Below are 345 nucleotides of genomic sequence, written 5' to 3'. Positions count from 1 at the left end.
TCCTGGACGAAATGAACCGAGGATGGTTCCAGCGGCTTCTCGGGTGGCTTGCGGTCCATAAAGCTCCTCCTGGGTTTCTCTGATTTTGTAGCTGATGGTGGACGCTACCGGGTAGGTCGCACAGAATTCAATAACTAACTTCTTCGCATGATCAATGGTTAACGTCATTGTCTCTCGCCTCCATTATGGGCGCCATTTGCAATAGCAAGTTCATCGCTCCCCCCTTTCGGTAAAGCGTCGATACCACCAGGGCCGACCGGACAAGCGCTTGCCGCGCAACAGGTAAGCCAGTCGCATCACCAGGACCTGGAACGTCCACCCAAAGAACGAGAGCAGCCGAAAGCC

At 54.5% G+C, this 345-nt stretch carries 1 pseudogene; it reads right to left on the bottom strand.

The features are described from left to right. Positions 1-210: 210 nt before the first annotated feature. A pseudogene (locus ALO64_RS26125) lies at positions 211-345 on the bottom strand (conjugal transfer protein); the annotation flags it as partial.

This window comes from Pseudomonas meliae (genome assembly GCF_001400515.1).
Lineage (GTDB): Bacteria > Pseudomonadota > Gammaproteobacteria > Pseudomonadales > Pseudomonadaceae > Aquipseudomonas > Aquipseudomonas amygdali.
The sequence above is the reverse complement of the archived record's forward strand: the minus strand, read 5'-3'. Positions and strand labels throughout refer to the sequence as shown.